Genomic DNA, 19,359 nt, shown 5'->3' on the forward strand with positions numbered 1-19,359 from the left:
CCCCTTTTTATCCTTTTTTCGGGAACCCAACGCCGGAACGTTGCGTTGGGTTCCGCTAGCGAAGAGAATTTCTCCGGAGTCAGAAAGGGAACATGACATTGGGTCACTCGAAATCAAGTACGAAAGGCGGAATCGACGAGAACCTCCGGAAAGTCTTTCAGACAACTCTGGATGAGGAGATTCCCGACCGTTTCAAAGACCTTCTCAATCAGCTGAAGGAGCAGGACACATCCTCCGGCGGCCGTGAAGGGAACGCAAAATGAGCACTTCGCCGCGCGACGAACTCGTCGATCACCTGCCGGCACTCCGCGCCTTTGCGCTCGGTCTGACCCGGAACGGCGCCACCGCCGACGACCTCGTTCAAGACGCTATCGTGAAGGCCTGGACCAACATCGAAAAATTCCAAGAGGGCACCAACCTTCGGGCGTGGCTCTTCACCATCCTGCGGAACACCTATTACAGCAGCCTGCGCAAGACACGGCGCGAGGTGCCCGACGTGGATGGCGTTTTTGCCGCAACGCTCTCGGAGAAACCTGCTCATGACGGCCGCCTCCAGATGGCGGACTTCCAGCGTGCCTTCAACAAGCTGCCGGACGAGCAGCGTGAAGCGCTGACGCTGGTCGGTGCCCTCGGGGCCTCCTACGAGGAAGCGGCAGAAACCTGCGGCGTCGCCGTCGGCACGATCAAGAGCCGGGCCAACCGCGGCCGTGCCAAGCTGGCCGAGCTGCTGGACCTGAACGACAACGAAGCCATGGAACTGACCGACCCGGCCACCATGGCAGTGGTGACGTCCAAGCCGATGACGGCGCGCTGATCGCGCCGTCCCCCTCTCAATTCTCGCCCTTCTCAGTCGTTCACATACATGCCCCATACTGCCAAAACGCCCTGGATACGCAGCCTGAGTTTCCGGATCGCAGGGATACTGTCCCTCGCTCTGGTGCCGATCGGATCCATCGCCATCTACCAGACGAACCAGGTCAGCCAGCAGGCAGAGGAGGTCACCCGCCTGTCCCTGCTGGCGTTGACGCAACAGGGCGTGGAGACCGAACGCAGCGTACTGCAGCAGGCCTTTGGTGCGGCTGCAGGTCTGGCGCGGGCCGTGGAGGCCAACAGTTTCAGCGATGAACAATGCCGCGCCGTTATGGAGCGGTTCAACGAGGCCAAGCCGCAGTTCAGCCTGGCGGCCTTCGTGCCGGTGGACGGGCAGATCTCCTGTGCGTCGACGGGTGTGGGCACGGATGTTTCGCAGCGATCCACCCACCAGGACCTGATCACCCGCCGCGAGCCCACGGTGATCGTCAGCCACCTGGGATCGATCAGCAAGACCTCGGTGCTGGTGGTCTCCTATCCGGTGCAGGTCGACGGCGAATATCAGGGCTACGTGGCGATTTCGGTGCCGCATTCCAATTTCAAGCTGGACCAGAACCCCAGCTTCGGGCCAGCCCCCGATGCCATCGTCACCTTCAATGCCGCCGGCGAGATCCTGACCAGCACCTCGGAAATGGGCGACCTGCAGCAGATGCTGCCGATCCGCTCCTCCATGCCGGACCTGGCAGGGCTTGCGCCGATCGTCTTCTCGGGGCAGAGCCGCGCCGGCAACGACCAGCTCTATGTCGTGGTGCCCATCGTCGAGGCAGAGGTCTTTGCCCTTGGCGTCTGGCCCTCGGTCGACAACATGACCGACACCGTCGAGGCGCCGGTCATCCTCTTCCCGCTGCTGATGTGGGTGGCCTCCGTGGTGGTGGGCTTCATCGCCATCGACCGCATGGCCGGCCGTCACATTCGCCAGCTGTCGCGCCGGATGCGCCGCTTCGAGCGGGTCCGGACCTTCGAGGACCAGCGCACCATGTCGCATGCCTCGGAAGAGCTGAAGAACATGGAGGAGGATTTCATCCTCATGGCCGAGACCATCCTGCACGACCAGGCAGAGCTGGAGAACGCCGTGCGGCAGCGCAACGTGCTGCTGAAGGAGGTCCACCACCGGGTGAAGAACAACCTCCAGCTCATCTCCTCGATCATGAACATGAACATCCGTCAGGCCCATTCGCCCGAGACCAAGGCGATCCTGGCCCGGCTGCAGGACCGCGTCCTTGCCATGGCCTCGATTCACCGAAACCTGCACCAGGTCGAGCAGCAGGGGCAGGTCAACGTCGGCAAGCTGGTGCGCGAGGTGGCGAACCAGACCCTGCAGGCAAGCGCCTCCGGCGGGCACCGGATCCGGGTCAAGATCGATATCGACGACGTGGTCCTCTATCCTGACCAGGCGGTGCCGCTGTCGCTGCTGGCCTCCGAGCTGATGGCCAACGCGGCCAAGTACACCAGCAACGACAATGGCGAACCCTGGATGACGCTGTCGCTGCGCCAGGATGGCAACCGCGCCACGCTGCAGCTGGTGAATTCCAAGGGCGAGGGCCACGGCCTGACCTCCGAGGGCGAGAGCACGGGCCTCGGCAAGCAGCTGATCCGCGCCTTTGCCACCCAGCTGGGCTCGCGCATCGAGACCGAGGAGAGCGAAACCGAATACCGCGCCTCCGTCTCCTTCGAGGTGCTGTCGTTCCAGCCGGAACCACTGGACTACTGAGGGCCGGCGCGGGAGAGTGACTGCAGAACCGCCAGCCCCGGGGGGAGTACAGATGACGGATGACAGCAAGGACAAGGCGAGCGGCGATTACGGTCGCTTCCCCCTGCCCTCGCCGCTCGACAGCGAGGGCAACCGGCGCAAGCTGGGTGTCGAGATCGAGTTCGGCGGCCTGGAAGAGGGTGAGGCGGCCGAGCTGCTGCAGCGCGAGGCCGGCGGAGAGATCAGCCGCAAGGAGACAGACTACGAGGTCACCGGCAGCCGCTTCGGCACCTGCAAGCTCTACATGGACACCGCCTATCGCAAGGAGGCCTCGGAGAGCGAGATCGGCCGTGCGGCCCTCGACCTGGCACGGAACTTCGTGCCGGTGGAGCTGGTCACAGCGCCCTTCGATCCCGCGCGGCTCGACGAGCTCGACGATTTCGTCGTGACCCTGCGCAAGGCCGGCGCCTTCGGCACCACCAAGGGGATCCTGCTGGGCTATGGCGTGCACCTGAACGTGCAGATCCGCGAGGCCAGCGCCGATCACCTCTGGTCGGTGCTCACCGCCTTCGCCCTGACCGAGCCGCTGCTGCGCCGGGCCTTTCCGATCAACCTGTCGCGGCGCGCCCTGCCCTTCGTCGACCCCTATCCGCATTCCCTGCGCGATGCGCTGTCGCGCGGGCCGGTCAAATCCGTCGCCGATCTGATCAAGCTCTACATCGACCGCGCGCCCTCGCGGAACCATGCCCTCGACATGCTGCCGATCTTTGCCCATGTCGACAGCACCCTGGTGGGGCGGAAGTTCGGCTCGAAGAAGGGGATCTCGGCGCGGCCCGCCTATCACTACCGCATGCCCGACTGCCGTATCGACGAGGCGGACTGGAGCCTGACGCTGGAATGGCGCCGCTGGGTGGCCATCGAACGCCTGGCCGAGGACCGCGAGACGCTGCGCGCGCTCTGCGCGGCCTGGCGCGAGCACCGTCTGCATATGGTGCAGACCGATCTCGACTGGGCCTGGGAGGTCGCGCGGCTGATGCGCCGGACCGGCCATGACGACCTGACCTTCGGCACCGACGGGGATGACGGCGGGGATGACGGCGGGAACCAGGGGGGCAAGGACCAGGGCGGCAGCGAAGCCTCCTGATGCCCCGCCGTCCGGTCATAGGTGTCACCGTTTCGCGCCGCAGCGGCTGGCGGATCTTTCCGCTGATGTGGCTGAACCTGACGCTGGCGGGTGCCCGCGCCCTGCGCTGGGACCGCGCCGAGAAGATCGACATCACCGCGGTCGACGGCATCATCATCGGCGGTGGCGACGACATCTCGCCCGCGCTCTACGGCACCGACATCGTGGCCGAGGTCACGCTCGACCCCGCCCGCGACCGGATGGAGAAGGCCCTGACCGACCAGGCGCTCGCCCTCGGGCTGCCGATCCTGGGGATCTGCCGCGGGGCGCAGATGCTGAACGTGGTTCTGGGCGGCACCCTGCATCAGGATGCCTTCGGCGTCTTCAATGCCCGCAAGATCAAGACCATCCTGCCGCGCCGCCGCATCACCGTGGATCCCGGCAGCCACCTGGCCGAGATTGCCGGCACCGCGCCCATGGGCGTCAATGCGTTGCACTCGCAGGCGGTCGACCGGCTGGGCCGGGGCCTGCGCGTCTCGGCCCGCGACGAGAGCGGCATGGTGCAGGCCATCGAGCGGGTCGAGGAGCCCTTTGCCCTGGGCGTGCAATGGCATCCCGAACACATCTTCTATGCCCGCCGTCAGCGCCGCCTGTTCCGGGCCCTGGTCGCCGCCGCCCGCGCCCGCCGCGACGGCACCGATCAGCGCGCCAGCGTCACCGAGGACATGGCCGGCGAGTGATCCCCACCCCGCGCAGAGACCGGATGTGATGCGCAGATATGCCGGGCATTTCCCGAAATTTTTCGGATCTTTTTTTGTCCATCGCTGGCCGGAAACGGCTAACCTCTTACAATAGAACAGGAAAATATTTCACCCGTCTGCGTATTTTTTCGAACCCGCTGGAACCTTTGCGCCCCTGCGGACGTTTCTTATTCAACCGATGTAGCTGTCTGTCCCTGACATCCCGTCATCGGAAGCCGCCCGTTTCCCCAAGAACGCGGCGGCATGCGCCGGAGAAGATGTCCCCCTTCTCCGGCGCTTCCCGTTTCAGGGAGCTTGTTTCCTCACGCCATTCCTATCAGGCCCGCTTCGGATCATCCCGCCACGCAGGTCTGTTTCTGGGTGCCCAGCCCCTCGATCCCCATTTCCACCACGTCGCCCGGCTTCAGGAACCGCTGCGGCGTCATGCCCATGCCCACACCCGGGGGCGTGCCGGTGGAAATGATGTCGCCGGGCTGCAGCGACATGAAATGCGACAGGTAACTGACCAGGTGGCGCACGCCGTAGATCATCGTGGCGCTGCTGCCGTCCTGCATGCGCTCGCCGTTCACGTCACACCACATCTTCAGGTCCTGCGGGTCCGGCACCTCGTCCGCGGTCACCAGCCAGGGGCCGATGGGCCCGAAGGTGTCGGCGGACTTGCCCTTGGTCCACTGACCCACCCGCTCGATCTGGAAGGCGCGCTCCGAGACGTCATTGGCCAGGCAATAGCCCGCAACGTGGTCCATCGCCTCGGCCTCGCTGACGTATTTCGCCGGCTTGCCGATCACCACGGCCAGCTCGACCTCCCAGTCGGTCTTCTCGCTGCCCCGCGGGATCTCCAGGTCGTCGTTCGGCCCGCAGATCGCAGACAGGCCCTTCATGAAGATGATCGGCTCTTCCGGCACCGCCATGCCGGTCTCGGCGGCATGGTCGGAATAATTCAGCCCGACACAGATGAACTTGCTGCTGCCGGCCACGCAGGGCCCGATCCGGGGGCTGCCGCCCACCACCGGCAGGCTCTCGGGATCGAGCGCCGCGATCCGCGCCAACCCGGTGGGGCCCAGCGCCGCACCAGCGATATCGGGCACATAGGCCGACAGGTCGCGCAGCGTGCCCGCGCCATCCAGCATCCCGGGCTTTTCGGCACCCGGGGCACCATAACGTAACAGCTTCATCTTCCTCTCCTTTTCGCGCTCTCCCGGCCGGTGTGCCCCCTGCGGCCCCGGCCCCGCGCGCGCCGACCCTAACGCCTGTCGTCCCGCCCGGCCAGCCCGCGCAGGGCTCCCTCAGGTCGCCGGCACCACGTTGGCCGCGGCGCTCAGGTTGCGCTTCAGGATGTCGATGAAGACCATGGTGCAGAGCGGCGGCACCCGGTGGCGCGGCACCATCAGCGAGATCACCGCAGGTTTCATCGCCCGGTCGGACAGCGGCCGCCAGGCCAGCTTGCCCTCGGCCACGTCCTGCTCGACGCCGAGATGGGTCAGAAAGGCCACGCCCAGCCCCGCCGCCACCATGCTCTTGAGCATCCCGGGACGTTCGGCCTGGGCCACGATGCGGGCGTGGAACCGCTCGCTCTGGAACAGCGGGTTCAGCCCCGAGTGCTGAAGCCAGTCGTGCCCCGGCACAACCAGCGGCTCGCTCAGCACGTCGGTCAGCGCCACGTGGTCGCGCGCGGCAAAGGGATGGTCGGGGGCGCAGATCACCCCCAGCGGCGAGGTAACCGCATGCAGCACCTCGGCGCGCACGTGATCCTGCAGGTCGAAAGCCACGACAAGGTCGGCTTCCTTGGCAAACAGCTCGGTGGTGATCTTGTAGTTGTCACCCGAGATCACCGTGTAATCCACCAGCGGATAGCTGCGCTGCAGCTCGGCCAGGCTGCGCGGCAGGATGTCCTCGGTGATCGATTCCGCGGCCGCGATGCGGATCGTGCCGCGCACCCCGCCGGCCAGCGCCGCCATGTCGCGGTCCAGCGCCTGCCCCTCGCTGCGCCAGCGCCGCACATAGCCCAGCATGATTTCCCCCGCCGCCGTGGGCCGGATGCCCCGCGGCAGCCGTTCAAACAGCGGCACGCCCGCCTCCTCCTCCAGCAGCAGCAGCTGGCGGTTCACCGCAGAGGAGGCCACGTTCAGGCTCTCGGCCGCGCGACGGATCGACCCGTCGCGGATCGCCTGGTCGAAATAGATGTACGCGGTGCGTAAATAGGCCATGATGCCCCTGCCCTGCCGTCAAAGCGATGCCCAAATTAGAGCACTTGTCTCGAAAATTACTGCTAGTGCTCTCTTTCGGCAAGGGGCTAGCATGATCTCGACCCGCCAGAGCTGGCGCCAGAACGGCGGCCTCCCGTGCCCCCCACAGCCCCGGCCCAAAACTTCCAGTACAAGGTTCCCCCTGATCCCAATGCCAGGTTCCGCCGCCCTTTCGCCCCAAGATCCCGGCCAGGCCGCGATCGACATCCGCAATGTCTCCATGCGTTTCGACACCGCCCGCGGGCCGGTGCAGGCGCTCTCCGACGTCAGCCTGACCATCCCCCAGGGCGAGTTCGTCTCGATCATCGGGCGCTCGGGCTGCGGCAAGTCGACGCTGCTGCGCGCGATCTCGAACCTGGTGCCGCCCACCGAGGGGCAGATCAGCGTGATGGGCCAGGATACCATCGCCTATCAGCAGAAGAGGCGCTTCGGCTTCGTCTTCCAGGAGGCCGGCCTGTTTCCGTGGAAGACCGCGGCCAGGAACATCGAGATGCCGATGAAGGTTACCGGCCACCTAGATGCCGCCCGCCGCCGGGCCCGCGCGCACGAGCTGATGAAGCTGGTGCAGCTCGAGGGCTTCGAGGATCACTACCCGGCGCAACTCTCCGGCGGCATGCGCCAGCGGGTCTCCATCGCCCGGGCGCTCTCCTACGAGCCAGAGATCCTGATGATGGACGAACCCTTTGGCGCGCTTGACGAATTCACCCGCAAGGAGATGCACGACCAGCTGATCCGCATCTGGCAGTCGCGCCCGCTCACCGTGCTCTTCGTCACCCATTCTCTCACCGAGGCGCTCTATCTCTCGGACCGGATCGTGGTCATGGCGCCGCGCCCCGGCCGCGTAAAGGCCGTGATCGAGGTCGCCAATCCCCGCGCCACCGATCCCGCCGTGCGCCGCTCCGAGGCCTACCTCGACCAGGTCGCCGAACTGGAGGCGCTGCTCAATGAATAAGTTCCGCTCCACCCTGCTTGGCCTGCTGCCGCCGGTCATCGTCTTCGTGGCCGTGGCCGTGATCTGGCAACTCGCCGTGACGATCTTCGAGGTGCCGGCCTTCCTGCTGCCCGCCCCCACCGCCATCCTCGACAAGATCATCGATCAATGGCCGCTGCTGATGCAGAACCTGCAGGCCACCATGGTGGCCGCCGTGCTCGGCTTTCTCGTCGGCACCGCGGTGGCGGTGCTGCTCTCGGTGCTCTTCATCTATTCCCGCACCGCCGAACGCGCGCTCTTTCCCTGGGCCATCATCATCAAGACGGTTCCCGTGATCGCCATCGCGCCGCTGCTGACGATCTGGCTGGGCTACGGTCTTGCGCCCAAGGTCGCCATCGCCGCGCTGATCTGCTTCTTCCCGACGCTGGTGAACACGGTCAAGGGGCTGCGGTCGGTCAGCCCGCAACAGCTTGAATTCATGCAGGTCCTTGGCGCCAGCCAGGCCCAGACCTTCCTGCAGGCGCGCCTCTATGCCGCCCTGCCCTTCCTCTTCGCCGCGGCCAAGATCTCGATCTCCATGGCCGTGGTGGGCGCCATCGTGGCCGAATTCACGGGCGCCAATACCGGCATCGGCACGCTGATCGTGACGGCCGGCTACCAGATGGATTCCACCATGCTCTTTGCCGCCATCGTCATGTCGGCCGTGGCCACGGTGATCCTCTATTACCTCGTCCTGATCGTCGAACGGCTCTGCCTCTACTGGCCCGAAGCCCGCATCGACGCATGATTGCAAGCAAGCAACCGCCCAACAGAGAGACCGCAAGATGAAAAAAGCCCTCGCCCTTTCCCTCGCCGTGGCCGCCACGCTCGGCTCGATGACCGCCGCCCAGGCCAACGAGAAGGTCACCCTGCGCCTGCCCTGGCTGCTCAACGTGCAGGCCGCCGGCTATGTCATGGCCGATGCCAAGGGCTTCTACGAGGATGCCGGCCTCGATGTCGAGATCCTGCCCGGCGGGCCGAACCTGAACTCCACCGCCCTGGTGGCTTCGGGTGCCAATACCTTCGGCACCAACGACGTGAACGGCATCGTCATGGGCGCCCAGCAGGGCATGGACCTGGTGATGGTCGGCGCCTGCTTCCAGCGTCACCCCGCCGGCGTGATCACCCTGGCCAGCGAGAACATCAACGAACCCAAGGACCTGATCGGCAAGAAGCTGGCCTATAACGAGGGTGGCCCCTGGACCCTGACCAAGGCGATGCTGGGCCGCGAGGGCGTGTCGCTCGACGACATCGACCTGGTCGTCTCGCCCTCGACCGAGCTGCTGATCAACGGCAACGTCGACGCCAAGACCGGCTTTACCGTGAACGAGCCCATCGCCGTCGAACTGGCCGGCACCAAGACCAGCGTGATGCTGCCGTCCGACTACGGCGTCGACACCAGCGCCGAGGCGATCTTTACCACCCGCGAGTACATGGAGGCGCACCCCGACGTGGTGCAGGCCTTCGTCGATGCCACGGTCAAGGGCTACGACTACGCCTATGCCAACCAGGACGAGACCGTGCAGACCGTGCTGGAGTACAACAACCAGCTCGAGCCGGAGCAGCAGGCCGAGCAGCTCCGCCGTCAGGAGAGTTATGTCTATGACGATTTCGCCAAGGAACACGGCGCCTGCTCCTTCCACACCAACGTGGTGGCCGACACGATCGACGTGCTGAACACCTACGGCGGCATGGACATCACCGTGGATCCGACGACGGTCTACTCCACCGACTACGTCTATACCGAGTAACCACGGCGCCCGGTCACGGGTCCCGCCACACCTGCCGGGCAGACGACCGCCTTTCCGGCAGGGGCAAGGCCCCGCCGCCCATCCGCGGCGGGACCGTCCCATCTCCTTCCGCACCTGCGGCCCGCCCGGAGCCCCGGCCTCCGGTCCGCTTCGTGCACCCGTTTCGCGGCGCCACGGCCCGATGCCCGCCGCCCGCACAGGACTCGACCCGCATACGACCCGAGAGGAGGTCTCCATGCCCAACGATCACGATACCCCGATCCACCCCGGCGGGGTGCAGATGCACCTCAAGACAAGGCCCGGCGAGGTTGCCCGCTATGTGCTGATGCCCGGCGATCCGGCCCGCGTCAGCGTGATCGGCGCACAATGGGATCACTTCGACGAGGTCGCCTATCACCGCGAGTTCCGCAGCATCCGCGGCACGGTCGACGGTGTCGACATCTCGGCCTGTTCGCACGGCGTCGGCGGCCCCTCGACCGACATCGCGGTGAACGAGCTGTCGAACTGCGGCGCCGATACCTTCATCCGCGTCGGCACCTGCGCCGCCCTGCAGCCCGACATGCGCGCCGATGACATGATCATCTCCTCCGGCGCCCTGCGCCTGACCGGCACCGTCGATGCCTACGTGGGCAAGGAATATCCCGCCGTCGCCGACCACGAGGTCGTCATGGCGCTGATCCAGGCCTGCGAAGAGCTGGGCTTCCGCTACCACGTCGGTCTCGCCGCCTCGGTCGACAGCTTCTATGCCGGCGAGGTCAACCCGATGCCCGGCGGCTTCACCCAGTCGCACATGGCCACCGTCATCGACGACCTGCGCCGCGCCCGCGTCGCCAATTTCGAGATGGAGGCCGCCACGATCTTCACCCTGTGTCAGCTCTTCGGCTTCCGCGGCGGGATGGTCTGTGCGGTGGGCGCCAACCGCATCACCAACGAACGCGCCGACAAGGAGTCGGCGATCGAACGCGCCTGCAAGGTGGGAAGCCGCGCCGTGGCGATCCTGGCCGGCTGGGACGCGAAAAAGGAAGCCGCGGGCAAGAAATACCTCTTCCCCGCCATGCTGGACTGAACATGACCAAGGTAATCTTCGACACCGACCCCGGCGTGGATGACGCCACCGCCCTGCTGCTGCTGGCGAAACTGCCGCAGATCGAGCTGATCGGCGTCACCACGATCTTCGGCAATGCCGACCTCGAGACCGTCACCCGCAACGCCCTCTGGATGAAGCAGGTCTACGGCTTCGATGCCCCCGTGGCGCGCGGGGCTGCCGTCTCGCTCGCCGGCGAGGCGGGGCCGGCGCCCGCCCATGTGCATGGCCACAACGGCCTTGGCGACATTCCCCTGCCCGAGGGCGAGCTGCCCGCGCTCGACCCGCGCCCGGCGCATCAGCTGATCGCGGACCTGGTGCGCGCCAACCCCGGCGAGGTGACGATCATCGCCGTCGGCCGGATGACGAACCTGGCGCTGGCGCTGGCCCATGACCCGGGCATCGCGGCGCTGGTGAAACAGGTGGTGATCATGGGCGGCGCCTTTGGCGGCAACAACGGCAACGTGACGCCTGCGGCCGAGGCCAACATCATCGGCGATCCCACCGCCGCCGACATCATCTTCGGCGCCGAATGGCCGGTGGTGGCCGTGGGCCTCGATGTGACCCGCCAGGTGGTGCTGGAGAAATCCCGGCTCGAGGGCTGGGCCGCCGCCTCCGATGACGCGGGCCTTGCCCTCGTGGCCGCGGCCAAGCAGCTCTACATGGGCTACCACGCCGCCTTCGGCCTCACCGGCTGCTACGTGCACGACAGTTCGGCCGTGGCCTATGCCGCCGATCCCTCGCTCTTCACCACCCGCGCCGGTGCGGTGCGCGTGATCCGCGACGGCATCGCCGCCGGTCAGACGATCCAGTCCGATCCCGGCACCCCCTATCCGCCCAACGGATGGGATGGCCGCCCCGAACAGCAGGTCGCCGTGGCAGTGGATGCCGATGGCGTCCTTCGAATGATGGAACGGGCCTTCACGGCCTGATCCGTCCCCGGACGGTCCGGCCCGTGCGCAACAGTCTCCCCGTGCTGTGCCGGGCCGTCCGCGGTCTTCCTCCCCCACCGGGGCCGCGCCCGCCGAACGGCGCCCATGCCGCCTCCCATGCCGCCCCTCCATCGGCGCCCCCCCTTGGCTTCCCCCTTGGCTCTGGCCGCTCAGCACATATATCTTTCCCGAACGGGCCCGCCTACGGGCCGCAACGGATGAGAGAACACATGGGGTATTTCAAGACAGCCCTGCTGATGGCCGCCATGACCGCGCTCTTCATGGGGCTCGGCTACCTGCTGGGCGGCTCCGGCGGCATGATCATCGCCTTTGTCGTCGCGGCCACGATGAACGTCTTCACCTGGTGGAAATCCGACCAGATGGTGCTGCGCATGAACAATGCGCGCCCGCTCTCGCAGGGCGACACCTCGGGCATCCGCGATCTCGTCGCGGGCCTGGCCGCCAACGCCGGCCTGCCGATGCCGGCCGTCTACCTGATCGAGACCGACCAGCCCAACGCCTTTGCCACCGGGCGCAACCCTCAGAACGCCGCAGTGGCGGTGACGACGGGCCTGATGCGCACCCTCTCGCGCGAGGAGCTGGCCGGCGTGATCGCCCACGAGCTCGCGCATATCAAGCACCATGACACCGCCATCATGACCGTCACCGCCACCTTTGCCGGTGCCATCTCGATGCTGGCCAACTTCGCCCTCTTCTTCGGCGGCTCGCGCGAACGCATGGGCATCTTGGGCACCCTGGCGATGATGATCCTGGCCCCCATGGCCGCGGCCCTGGTGCAGATGGCGATCAGCCGCACCCGCGAATATGCCGCCGACAAGGAAGGCGCGCAGATCTGTGGCCATCCGCTCTGGCTCGCCTCGGCGCTGGAACGGATCCAGGCCGGCGCCGCGCGCATCGACAATGTCGCCGCCGAGCGCAACCCCGCCACCGCCCACATGTACATCATCAACCCGCTGCACGGCGGCAAGCGCGACAACCTCTTTGCCACCCACCCGGCCACGGAAAACCGCGTGGCAGCCCTGCGCGTCATGGCCGGCCCGGATGATCGTGCGCCGCGTTCCGGCACGCGCTTCACCGCGCCCTCGGCAACCGCCAGCACCGGCACCGGCGCCCCCTGGGGCGGCACCTCCCGCCCCGCTGCGGCTCCCTCGCGGGGCCGCCCCGCAGGCAAGCCCGACAAACCCTCGGGGCCCTGGGGCTGACGCTGCGCGGGCTGCTCTGCCCGGCAGTTCACCTCCCGGCAGCCGTCCCGGGGCGCCTTTGCGCCGATCTTTCCCGAAGGCAGCGCGCGCCGGCTTGAATGCCGGCGCGCTTGCGTTGATGGTGCCGCCATCGGTCCGCATGCCGCGCGCCTGCGGACCCCGACAACGATGGGAAAGGGAAGATCCGTGTCAGAGATCATCGTCCTGGGGGCCGGAATGGTCGGCATCGCAACCGCGCTCGACCTGCAGGCCCGCGGTCATGGCGTGACCGTGATCGACCGCCGCGCGCCCGGACTGGAAACCAGCTATGGCAATGCCGGCATCATCCAGTCCGAGGCGGCCGAACCCTATGCCCTGCCCCGCGACCTGCCGACGCTGCTCTCCTACGCGCTGGGACGATCGAACGACGTGCGCTGGTCTCCCGCAGAGGTCGCCCGCATGGCGCCCGCGCTCTGGGCCTACTTCCGACGTTCCTCGCGCAGCAGCCACCGCCTGATCTCGCGCGCCTACGCGCCGCTCACCCATCGCGCCACCGAGGATCACGCCCCGCTGATCGAGGCCGCCGGCGCCGGCAACCTGGTGGCGCCCACCGGGCTGGTCGACGTCTTCCGCGATGCCCGCGCCTTCGACAGGCTGACCCGCGACCTGGACAGGCTGGACCGCGAATACGGCGTCACCGCCGATGTCATGGACGGCCGCGCCTATGCCGCCAGCGAACCGGCGATCCGCAAGGCCCCGGCCGGCGCGGTGCACTGGCTGCAAAGCTGGAGTTGCTCGAGCCCCGGCGGCCTGGTCGATGCCTATGCCGCCCTCTTCGAGAAGCGCGGCGGGAGTATCCTCATCGGTGAGGCCGGCAGCCTGTCGCAGGCGGGCGCCGGCTGGCAGGTCGAAAGCGCCGAGGGCACCATCCCCGCCGAGCAGGTGGTGGTGGCGCTCGGCCCCTGGTCGCCCGAACTGCTGCGCGGCTTCGGCTACAGGATCCCGATGATCTACAAGCGCGGCTACCACGCCCATTACCGGGCGCCCGTCGCCCTCAACCGGCCCTTCCTCGACACCGATTTCGGGGTGGTCATCGCGCCGATGCAAAAGGGGCTGCGCCTGACCACCGGCGCGGCACTGGTCGCCCGCGATGCCCCCGCCGCCCCGCGCCAGGTCGAGGTGGCCGCCCGCGGCGTCACCGACCTGATCGAGCTGGGCGAAAAGGTCGAAGAGCCGCAATGGTTCGGCACCCGCCCCTGCATGCCCGACATGCTGCCCATGGTGGGCGCGGCGCCGCGCCATGCCGGCCTCTGGTTTCACTTCGGCCATGGCCACCAGGGCTTCACCCTCGGGCCCACCACGGCCCGGATCCTGGGCAATGTCATGGAGGGGGCCGACGATCCGCTGGCGTCGCCCCTCGCCCCGGCCCTCAGGCTGCGCGCCGCCTGAGGAGGGCCCATGGGAGCACCTGCGGCCCCGGCGGCTGGGGGCTCTGCCCCCGCCCGCCTGCGGCGGCCTCCCCCGCCGTATTTCCGGAAAGATGAAACGGAAAGGGGCAGCGCGCCGGGGCGAGGACGGGCAGCGGCTCTCTCATCTGGCCATAAATATCCCCGCCGGAGGCTCCTGCCCCGGCCGCGGGCGCGCCCTCAGCCCTGTAGCACCTGCACTGCGACCCGCTGGTCGAGCAGGCGCGCCGGCGCGAATGTCTCCATGAAGGCGATGTCGCCCGCGTCGCGGCCCACCGCGATCACCACCGCCGCATCGGCGCGGCACATGCCCGTGGCATCGACGATATGCCAGCCGTCCTCCAGCCAGACCTCGGCCACGGCGTGGAAATCCTGCGGCTGCACGTCGGGGCCATAGACCGCGGCATAGCGCGCCGGGATCTGCGCCGCCCTGCAGAAGGCACAGACCATGTGGGCATAGTCGCGGCAGACCCCCTGGCGGGTGGCGAAAGTGTCGAGCGCCGTGGTCGCCGGCCCGGAGCTGTCGGGGATATAGCTCATCTCGGCACCGACCCAGTCGCGGATCGCGGCCACCTTGGCACCGCCCTGAAGATGCCCGAAATGACGGGTCACGAAGGCGGGAAACATGTCGCTCTGGCAATAGCGCGAGGGCCGCAGGAAGGTCACCGCCTCGGCCGGCAGCATCTGCACCGGGGCGGCGGCGATACCGGGCAGCCAGGGATCGGGGCGGCTGACCTCGACCTGGGCGCGATAGTTCAGCCTGAGCTCGGGGGCATTGATGCTGGCCCAGATGCGCTGGCCCACGCCCGCCTCGCCGCCGATGCGGTTGACCTGGGCCGCGTCGATCAGCAGCGTCTCGTCCTCGATGAACTGTCCCTGGATCCGCGCCGCCTCGATGGCGAGAAAGACCACCGGGTCGCCTCCCAGCTCGTATTGCATCGTCACGTCGATCGCGAGGCGCATGGGGTTCCCTTCCGGATTGCGTCCAGTTGGCCAACACCTGTTGCTTTCCCCGCCAAAGGCAAGGGAATTGCACCACCGGCAGGCTTTTTCGCCGCGGAACTTTCCCCGTTGCCGCGGCGGCGCGCGGCGCTATCCTCTGCCAGACCGAAAAACCTCCCCCGGCCGGCGCGACAGGCGTGGCCTCAGAACCCGGAAAGTGAACCTGATGAGCGGTCTTCTCGCCCTTCTCGACGACGTGGCAGCCATTGCAAAGGTCGCCGCCGCCTCGGTCGACGATGTCATGGCCCAGGCGCTCAAGGCCTCTTCCAAATCCGCCGGCGCCGTGATCGACGATGCCGCCGTGGCACCGAAATACGTCCAGGGGTTCTCCGCCGACCGCGAAGTGCCCATCGTCTGGAAGATCACGAAGGGGTCGCTGCGCAACAAGCTCGTCTTCCTGCTGCCCATCGCGCTGCTGCTGGCCACCTTCGCGCCGGGGCTGATCTCTCCGCTGCTGATGCTGGGGGGCGCCTACCTGGCCTTCGAGGGGGCCGAGAAGGTCTGGCACAGCATCAAGCCGCATGACCATACCAGGGCCGACCTCGAGGCCGAGAAGGAACGCGATCCCCATCTCGAGGAGAAGAAGGTCTCGGGCGCGATCAAGACCGATTTCATCCTCTCGGCCGAGATCATGACGATCACGCTCTCGGCCCTGCCGGAGGACCTGAACATCCTGATGGAGGCCGCCTCGCTGGCCCTGGCCGGCGTGATCATCACCGCCGTGGTCTATGGCGCCGTGGCGATCATCGTCAAGGCCGACGACGCGGGCCTGGCGATGGCCCAGCGCGGTCGCCTGGCCTTCACCCGTCGCACCGGCCTGGCCATCGTGCGCGGCATGCCGGGCTTCCTGCGCGGGCTGGTCGTCGTGGGCACCGCCGCGATGATCTGGGTCGGTGGCTCGATCATCGTGCACGGGCTGCACGATCTGGGCTGGCATGCCCCGTCCGAGATCATCGAACATGCCGCCGGCATCGTGGGCGCCATGGTGCCCCAGGCGCTCTCGGGCACCGTCGCCTGGATCGTCACCGCCTTTCTCGATGGCATGGTGGGCCTGGCGCTCGGCTTGGTGCTGATCCCGGTGGTCAAGGTCACCGCGCCGCTGGTGGCGCGGATCCGGGCCCTGCTGCCCGGCGGCAAGGCCGGCGCCAAGGAGGACGGCCAGGCCGGCTGACCTGCCCGCCCCGCCCCTCAGACCGGATCACAGCCCAGCGCCGCCGCGGCGGCCAGCGCGCAGGCCTCGTCGAGGTCCGCGCTCGCCCCGCCCACGCCCACGGCGCCCAGCAATGCGCCATCGCGGATCAGCGGCACCGCGCCCTGGGCATATATCATGTTGCCCCCCTCCAGCTCCGCGATACGCTGCATGACCACCGAGGTCGCCGGAATCGCCCCGCTTCGGCAACGCGTGGCCGCCGCCGTCAGCGCCTTGCCCTGGCAGCCGTGGATGCTGGCCCAGTTGGATCCGTCCATGCGTTCAAAGGCCACCAGCCGCCCGCCGGCATCCAGGACGGCCACGCAGACCGCGATGTCATGTTCCCGGGCGCTGGCGATGGCCGCCGAGAGGACGGTACGGGCTTGGTCAAGATTTAGGCTCATTGGGCAGATATCCGGTTTGTGACAGCACATTCAGTTTGTTCATATTGACAACACTTGTTCACCTTCGCAACTTCCCTGACAACAACAGGTAAAAATCCACGGGGAAAGCATGGTAAATCTCACACGTCGGGCGGCGCTTGCCGCCGGTTTCGGCAGCCTCATGCTGTCGAGCTACGCGGGCCGGGTGCTGGCGCAATCCGCCGAGGGCGAAGCCACCATCCTCAAGCTTGCAAGCACCAAGGCTGCCAATCGCCTCGATCCGCATATCGACGTGAAATGGGAGGTGCTGATGGTGCTTTCCGCGGTCTACGACACGCTTGTCTACCAGACGCCCGAGGGCGATTTCGTGCCCGGCCTCGCCACCGACTGGACCGTCTCCGACGACGGGCTGACCTATGAGTTCACCCTGCGCGACGGCGTCACCTTCCACGATGGCACGCCCTTCGATGCCGAGGCCGTCGCCTACAACCTCGGCCGGATCAAGGGCCTTGGCCCGCAGTCCTTCAAGGCCGCATCGCTGATCTCCGACGTCGAGAACGCCGAGGTGCTTGCCCCCAACAAGTTGCGCCTGACGCTCTCGCAGCCGAACTCCTCGCTGCTCTTCAACCTCTCCATGACCTACCTCGCGATGGCCTCTCCGACCGCGCTCGAGAAATGGGGCGACGAGTACCACATGCACCAGGCCGGCACGGGCCCCTACATGTTCACCGAATACGAGATCGGCGATCACTACACCCTGGTGAAGAACCCCGATTACGCCTGGGCGCCCGCGATCTACGATCACGACGGCCCGGCGCTGGTCGACACGCTGGAATGGCGCTTCCTGCCGGAACCCTCCTCGCGTTCGGTGGCCCTGCTGGCCGGCGATTTCGACGTGGTCTTCGACATGCTTCCCACCTCGCTGAAGCGCGTCGAGGCCTCCTCCGACTACGATGTCGCCTTCTCGCGCCTCACCGGTCAGCCGGCCTACTGGTTCATGAACACCGAGTTGGCCCCCACCAATGATCCCGCCGTGCGCAAGGCGATCCTGCAGGGCATCGACATGGAGGCCGGGGTGAAATCCATCATGCGCGGCGTCGCCCCCAAGGCCAATGGCCCGCTCTCGGCCGTCACGCCGGAATACGCGCCCGGCGTCGAGGGCATGTATCCCTTCGACACCGAGGCCGCCGCCGCCCTGCTCGATCAGGCCGGCTGGACCGACAGCGACGGCGACGGCATCCGCGAGAAGGACGGCCAGCCGCTTGTGCTCAAGGTGCAGATGGCCGGCTGGGGCAATTCCGAACCCTTCTCGATCTACCTGCAATCGGCGCTGAAGAAGCTCGGCATCGACGTCCAGCTCGAGATGATGGCCTATTCCGTGGGCATCGAGGCCGGCAAGCAGGGCAGTCACAACATGCTCTTCACCGGCGGCTCCGGCTTTGCCGCCGCCGACAGCCTGATCCCCTACTTCGCCTCGCAGAACGCCGATGACGGCTTTGCCTTCGCCAAGTACAAGGACCCCGAACTCGACGCTCTGCTGGAGAAGGCACAGGCCGCGACCGATCCCGACGAACGTCTTGCCGCCTATCAGCAGGCCCAGGAACGGATCATGGAAAACGCGCTCATCCTGCCGATCTACGATTACGCCCAGGCCATCGGCGTGGCCAACCGCGTGCAGGATCTCGACTTCGGCGCCACCGGCCTCGTGCCCTCCGTCTACGACGTGACCCTGAGCGAAGACTGACCCGGAAAGACCCTGCAGCGTGATCCGCTTTTTCTTCAGGCGTTGCCTATCGGCCATCCCGGTCATCGTCGGGGTGGTCACCTTGTCTTTCCTGCTGATGAACCTGCTGCCGGGCGACCCGGCCAGCACCATGCTCGCCCGCTCCGGTGCCACCCAGGCCCAGATCGAGCAGCTGCGCGAACAGCTCGGCCTCAACCTGCCCCTCTACCAGCAGTATTTCTCCTATGTCGGCAGCCTGCTGACCGGCGACATGGGGCGCTCCCTCACCTCCAGCCGCCCGGTGCTCGACACCATCATGGATGCCCTGCCCCCCACCCTGCTGCTGGCCTCGCTGGCCATGGCGGTGGCGATCCCGGCGGGCATCACCATGGGCGCCTTTGCGGCCATCTTCCGCGGCTCCTGGTACGACCGTTTCGTGCTGGGCTTCACCGCCGTCGCCGTCTCGGTGCCCGCCTTCTGGATCGGGCTGATGCTGGTGATGATCTTCTCGGTCAAGCTCGGCCTGCTGCCCGCCTCGGGCCAGGGCTCTCCCGAAACGCTGATCCTGCCGGTCGCCGCGCTCTCGCTCGGCGCCATCTCGACCATCGCGCGCGCCACCCGCTCCAACATGATCGACGTGCTGAAACAGGATTACATCCTGACCGCCCGCGCCCAGGGCAAACCCGAGCTGCACATCCTGTTCCGCCACGCCCTGCCCAATGCGCTGGTCTCCGTGGTCACCATGATCGGGCTGCAGTTCGGCTGGCTCTTCGCCGGCGCCTTCTTCATAGAGGCCGCCTTCTCCCGCAAGGGTCTCGGCTCCGTGCTGGTCGACGCGATCAACACCAACGACCTGCCGCTGGTGCAGGGCACGGTGCTCTTCACCGCGCTCTTCTACGTGGTGCTGAACATCTTCGTCGACGTGCTCTATGCCATGATCGACCCGAAAATCCGCTTCGACTGATGC

The 19,359-nt window shown here is 67.2% G+C and carries 19 protein-coding genes; 15 read left to right on the forward strand and 4 right to left on the reverse strand.

Annotated elements, in window-relative coordinates; translation table 11 throughout:
* Positions 1-92 precede the first annotated feature (92 nt).
* From AC0WR5_RS15095 to AC0WR5_RS15115, 5 genes are read left to right on the forward strand one after another with little or no spacing between them, the layout of a single operon-like run.
* Positions 93-263, forward strand: coding sequence for a NepR family anti-sigma factor (locus AC0WR5_RS15095; protein WP_475864324.1), 171 nt, complete (start codon positions 93-95; stop codon positions 261-263).
* Positions 260-814: an RNA polymerase sigma factor gene (locus AC0WR5_RS15100; protein ID WP_475864325.1), complete on the forward strand. Its 555-nt coding sequence runs from the start codon at positions 260-262 to the stop codon at positions 812-814. The genes AC0WR5_RS15095 and AC0WR5_RS15100 overlap by 4 nt, the downstream gene beginning before the upstream one ends.
* 48 nt (positions 815-862) lie before the next feature.
* Positions 863-2,581 carry a sensor histidine kinase gene (locus AC0WR5_RS15105; RefSeq protein ID WP_475864326.1) on the forward strand — a complete coding sequence of 573 codons (1,719 nt, stop codon included), beginning with the start codon at positions 863-865 and terminating at the stop codon, positions 2,579-2,581.
* Between the two features lie 52 nt (positions 2,582-2,633).
* Positions 2,634-3,704: an amidoligase family protein gene (locus AC0WR5_RS15110; RefSeq protein ID WP_475864327.1), complete on the forward strand. Its 1,071-nt coding sequence runs from the start codon at positions 2,634-2,636 to the stop codon at positions 3,702-3,704.
* A complete protein-coding gene (locus AC0WR5_RS15115; protein WP_475864329.1) occupies positions 3,704-4,423 on the forward strand; it encodes a gamma-glutamyl-gamma-aminobutyrate hydrolase family protein in 720 nt (239 codons plus the stop codon). Before AC0WR5_RS15110 ends, AC0WR5_RS15115 begins: the two co-directional genes overlap by 1 nt.
* 353 nt (positions 4,424-4,776) lie before the next feature.
* On the opposite strand, the gene AC0WR5_RS15120 is transcribed toward AC0WR5_RS15115, so the two are convergent.
* A complete protein-coding gene (locus AC0WR5_RS15120) occupies positions 4,777-5,619 on the reverse strand; it encodes a fumarylacetoacetate hydrolase family protein (RefSeq protein WP_475864331.1) in 843 nt (280 codons plus the stop codon).
* A gap of 111 nt (positions 5,620-5,730) precedes the next feature.
* Positions 5,731-6,651 (reverse strand): LysR family transcriptional regulator, encoded by a 921-nt coding sequence (locus AC0WR5_RS15125; RefSeq protein WP_475864332.1) that lies wholly within the window; start codon positions 6,649-6,651, stop codon positions 5,731-5,733.
* Between the two features lie 190 nt (positions 6,652-6,841).
* Between AC0WR5_RS15125 and AC0WR5_RS15130 the strand changes: the two genes are divergently transcribed.
* From AC0WR5_RS15130 to AC0WR5_RS15160, 7 genes are all read left to right on the forward strand, one after another.
* Positions 6,842-7,642, forward strand: a complete 801-nt coding sequence (locus AC0WR5_RS15130; RefSeq protein ID WP_475864334.1) for an ABC transporter ATP-binding protein — start codon at positions 6,842-6,844, stop codon at positions 7,640-7,642.
* Complete coding sequence (locus AC0WR5_RS15135; protein WP_475864335.1) at positions 7,635-8,408, forward strand: ABC transporter permease; 774 nt, start codon at positions 7,635-7,637, stop codon at positions 8,406-8,408. The genes AC0WR5_RS15130 and AC0WR5_RS15135 overlap by 8 nt, the downstream gene beginning before the upstream one ends.
* A 37-nt stretch (positions 8,409-8,445) precedes the next feature.
* On the forward strand, positions 8,446-9,411 hold the full coding sequence (locus AC0WR5_RS15140; protein ID WP_475864336.1) for an ABC transporter substrate-binding protein: 966 nt from the start codon (positions 8,446-8,448) through the stop codon (positions 9,409-9,411).
* Between the two features lie 235 nt (positions 9,412-9,646).
* Positions 9,647-10,477, forward strand: coding sequence for a nucleoside phosphorylase (locus tag AC0WR5_RS15145; RefSeq protein WP_475864337.1), 831 nt, complete (start codon positions 9,647-9,649; stop codon positions 10,475-10,477).
* A gap of 2 nt (positions 10,478-10,479) precedes the next feature.
* Positions 10,480-11,427, forward strand: coding sequence for a nucleoside hydrolase (locus tag AC0WR5_RS15150; RefSeq protein ID WP_475864339.1), 948 nt, complete (start codon positions 10,480-10,482; stop codon positions 11,425-11,427).
* A 230-nt stretch (positions 11,428-11,657) separates the two neighbouring features.
* Positions 11,658-12,650, forward strand: a complete 993-nt coding sequence (gene htpX, locus AC0WR5_RS15155) for a zinc metalloprotease HtpX (RefSeq protein ID WP_475864340.1) — start codon at positions 11,658-11,660, stop codon at positions 12,648-12,650.
* A gap of 186 nt (positions 12,651-12,836) precedes the next feature.
* The gene (locus AC0WR5_RS15160) at positions 12,837-14,078 is read left to right on the forward strand and encodes an NAD(P)/FAD-dependent oxidoreductase (RefSeq protein ID WP_475864342.1); all 1,242 of its coding nucleotides are present in this window, start codon (positions 12,837-12,839) and stop codon (positions 14,076-14,078) included.
* Positions 14,079-14,275: 197 nt separating this feature from the next.
* Here AC0WR5_RS15160 and AC0WR5_RS15165 read toward each other — a convergent pair whose 3' ends face one another.
* Entirely contained in the window at positions 14,276-15,058 is a 783-nt protein-coding gene (locus tag AC0WR5_RS15165) for a transglutaminase-like domain-containing protein (protein WP_475864344.1), read from the reverse strand.
* 205 nt (positions 15,059-15,263) lie between these two features.
* Between AC0WR5_RS15165 and AC0WR5_RS15170 the strand changes: the two genes are divergently transcribed.
* A complete protein-coding gene (locus tag AC0WR5_RS15170) occupies positions 15,264-16,268 on the forward strand; it encodes a DUF808 domain-containing protein (RefSeq protein ID WP_475864345.1) in 1,005 nt (334 codons plus the stop codon).
* Positions 16,269-16,285: 17 nt separating this feature from the next.
* Here AC0WR5_RS15170 and AC0WR5_RS15175 read toward each other — a convergent pair whose 3' ends face one another.
* The gene (locus tag AC0WR5_RS15175) at positions 16,286-16,690 is read right to left on the reverse strand and encodes a GlcG/HbpS family heme-binding protein (RefSeq protein WP_475864346.1); all 405 of its coding nucleotides are present in this window, start codon (positions 16,688-16,690) and stop codon (positions 16,286-16,288) included.
* A 109-nt stretch (positions 16,691-16,799) separates the two neighbouring features.
* Between AC0WR5_RS15175 and AC0WR5_RS15180 the strand changes: the two genes are divergently transcribed.
* Together AC0WR5_RS15180 and AC0WR5_RS15185 are read left to right on the forward strand one after the other, a co-directional pair.
* Positions 16,800-18,413, forward strand: coding sequence for an ABC transporter substrate-binding protein (locus tag AC0WR5_RS15180; protein ID WP_475864347.1), 1,614 nt, complete (start codon positions 16,800-16,802; stop codon positions 18,411-18,413).
* Between the two features lie 19 nt (positions 18,414-18,432).
* Positions 18,433-19,356, forward strand: a complete 924-nt coding sequence (locus AC0WR5_RS15185) for an ABC transporter permease (protein WP_475864349.1) — start codon at positions 18,433-18,435, stop codon at positions 19,354-19,356.
* Positions 19,357-19,359 lie beyond the last annotated feature (3 nt).

The organism is Pseudooceanicola sp. DL12 (assembly GCF_056270665.1).

Bases quoted from the DNA above. Each gene is read 5' to 3' on its own strand.
- AC0WR5_RS15095 (WP_475864324.1), top strand. From the start codon at position 93: ATGACATTGGGTCACTCGAAATCAAGTACGAAAGGCGGAATCGACGAG.
- AC0WR5_RS15100 (WP_475864325.1), top strand. From the start codon at position 260: ATGAGCACTTCGCCGCGCGACGAACTCGTCGATCACCTGCCGGCACTC.
- AC0WR5_RS15105 (WP_475864326.1), top strand. From the start codon at position 863: ATGCCCCATACTGCCAAAACGCCCTGGATACGCAGCCTGAGTTTCCGG.
- AC0WR5_RS15110 (WP_475864327.1), top strand. From the start codon at position 2,634: ATGACGGATGACAGCAAGGACAAGGCGAGCGGCGATTACGGTCGCTTC.
- AC0WR5_RS15115 (WP_475864329.1), top strand. From the start codon at position 3,704: ATGCCCCGCCGTCCGGTCATAGGTGTCACCGTTTCGCGCCGCAGCGGC.
- AC0WR5_RS15120 (WP_475864331.1), bottom strand. From the start codon at position 5,619: ATGAAGCTGTTACGTTATGGTGCCCCGGGTGCCGAAAAGCCCGGGATG.
- AC0WR5_RS15125 (WP_475864332.1), bottom strand. From the start codon at position 6,651: ATGGCCTATTTACGCACCGCGTACATCTATTTCGACCAGGCGATCCGC.
- AC0WR5_RS15130 (WP_475864334.1), top strand. From the start codon at position 6,842: ATGCCAGGTTCCGCCGCCCTTTCGCCCCAAGATCCCGGCCAGGCCGCG.
- AC0WR5_RS15135 (WP_475864335.1), top strand. From the start codon at position 7,635: ATGAATAAGTTCCGCTCCACCCTGCTTGGCCTGCTGCCGCCGGTCATC.
- AC0WR5_RS15140 (WP_475864336.1), top strand. From the start codon at position 8,446: ATGAAAAAAGCCCTCGCCCTTTCCCTCGCCGTGGCCGCCACGCTCGGC.
- AC0WR5_RS15145 (WP_475864337.1), top strand. From the start codon at position 9,647: ATGCCCAACGATCACGATACCCCGATCCACCCCGGCGGGGTGCAGATG.
- AC0WR5_RS15150 (WP_475864339.1), top strand. From the start codon at position 10,480: ATGACCAAGGTAATCTTCGACACCGACCCCGGCGTGGATGACGCCACC.
- htpX (WP_475864340.1), top strand. From the start codon at position 11,658: ATGGGGTATTTCAAGACAGCCCTGCTGATGGCCGCCATGACCGCGCTC.
- AC0WR5_RS15165 (WP_475864344.1), bottom strand. From the start codon at position 15,058: ATGCGCCTCGCGATCGACGTGACGATGCAATACGAGCTGGGAGGCGAC.
- AC0WR5_RS15170 (WP_475864345.1), top strand. From the start codon at position 15,264: ATGAGCGGTCTTCTCGCCCTTCTCGACGACGTGGCAGCCATTGCAAAG.
- AC0WR5_RS15175 (WP_475864346.1), bottom strand. From the start codon at position 16,690: ATGAGCCTAAATCTTGACCAAGCCCGTACCGTCCTCTCGGCGGCCATC.
- AC0WR5_RS15180 (WP_475864347.1), top strand. From the start codon at position 16,800: ATGGTAAATCTCACACGTCGGGCGGCGCTTGCCGCCGGTTTCGGCAGC.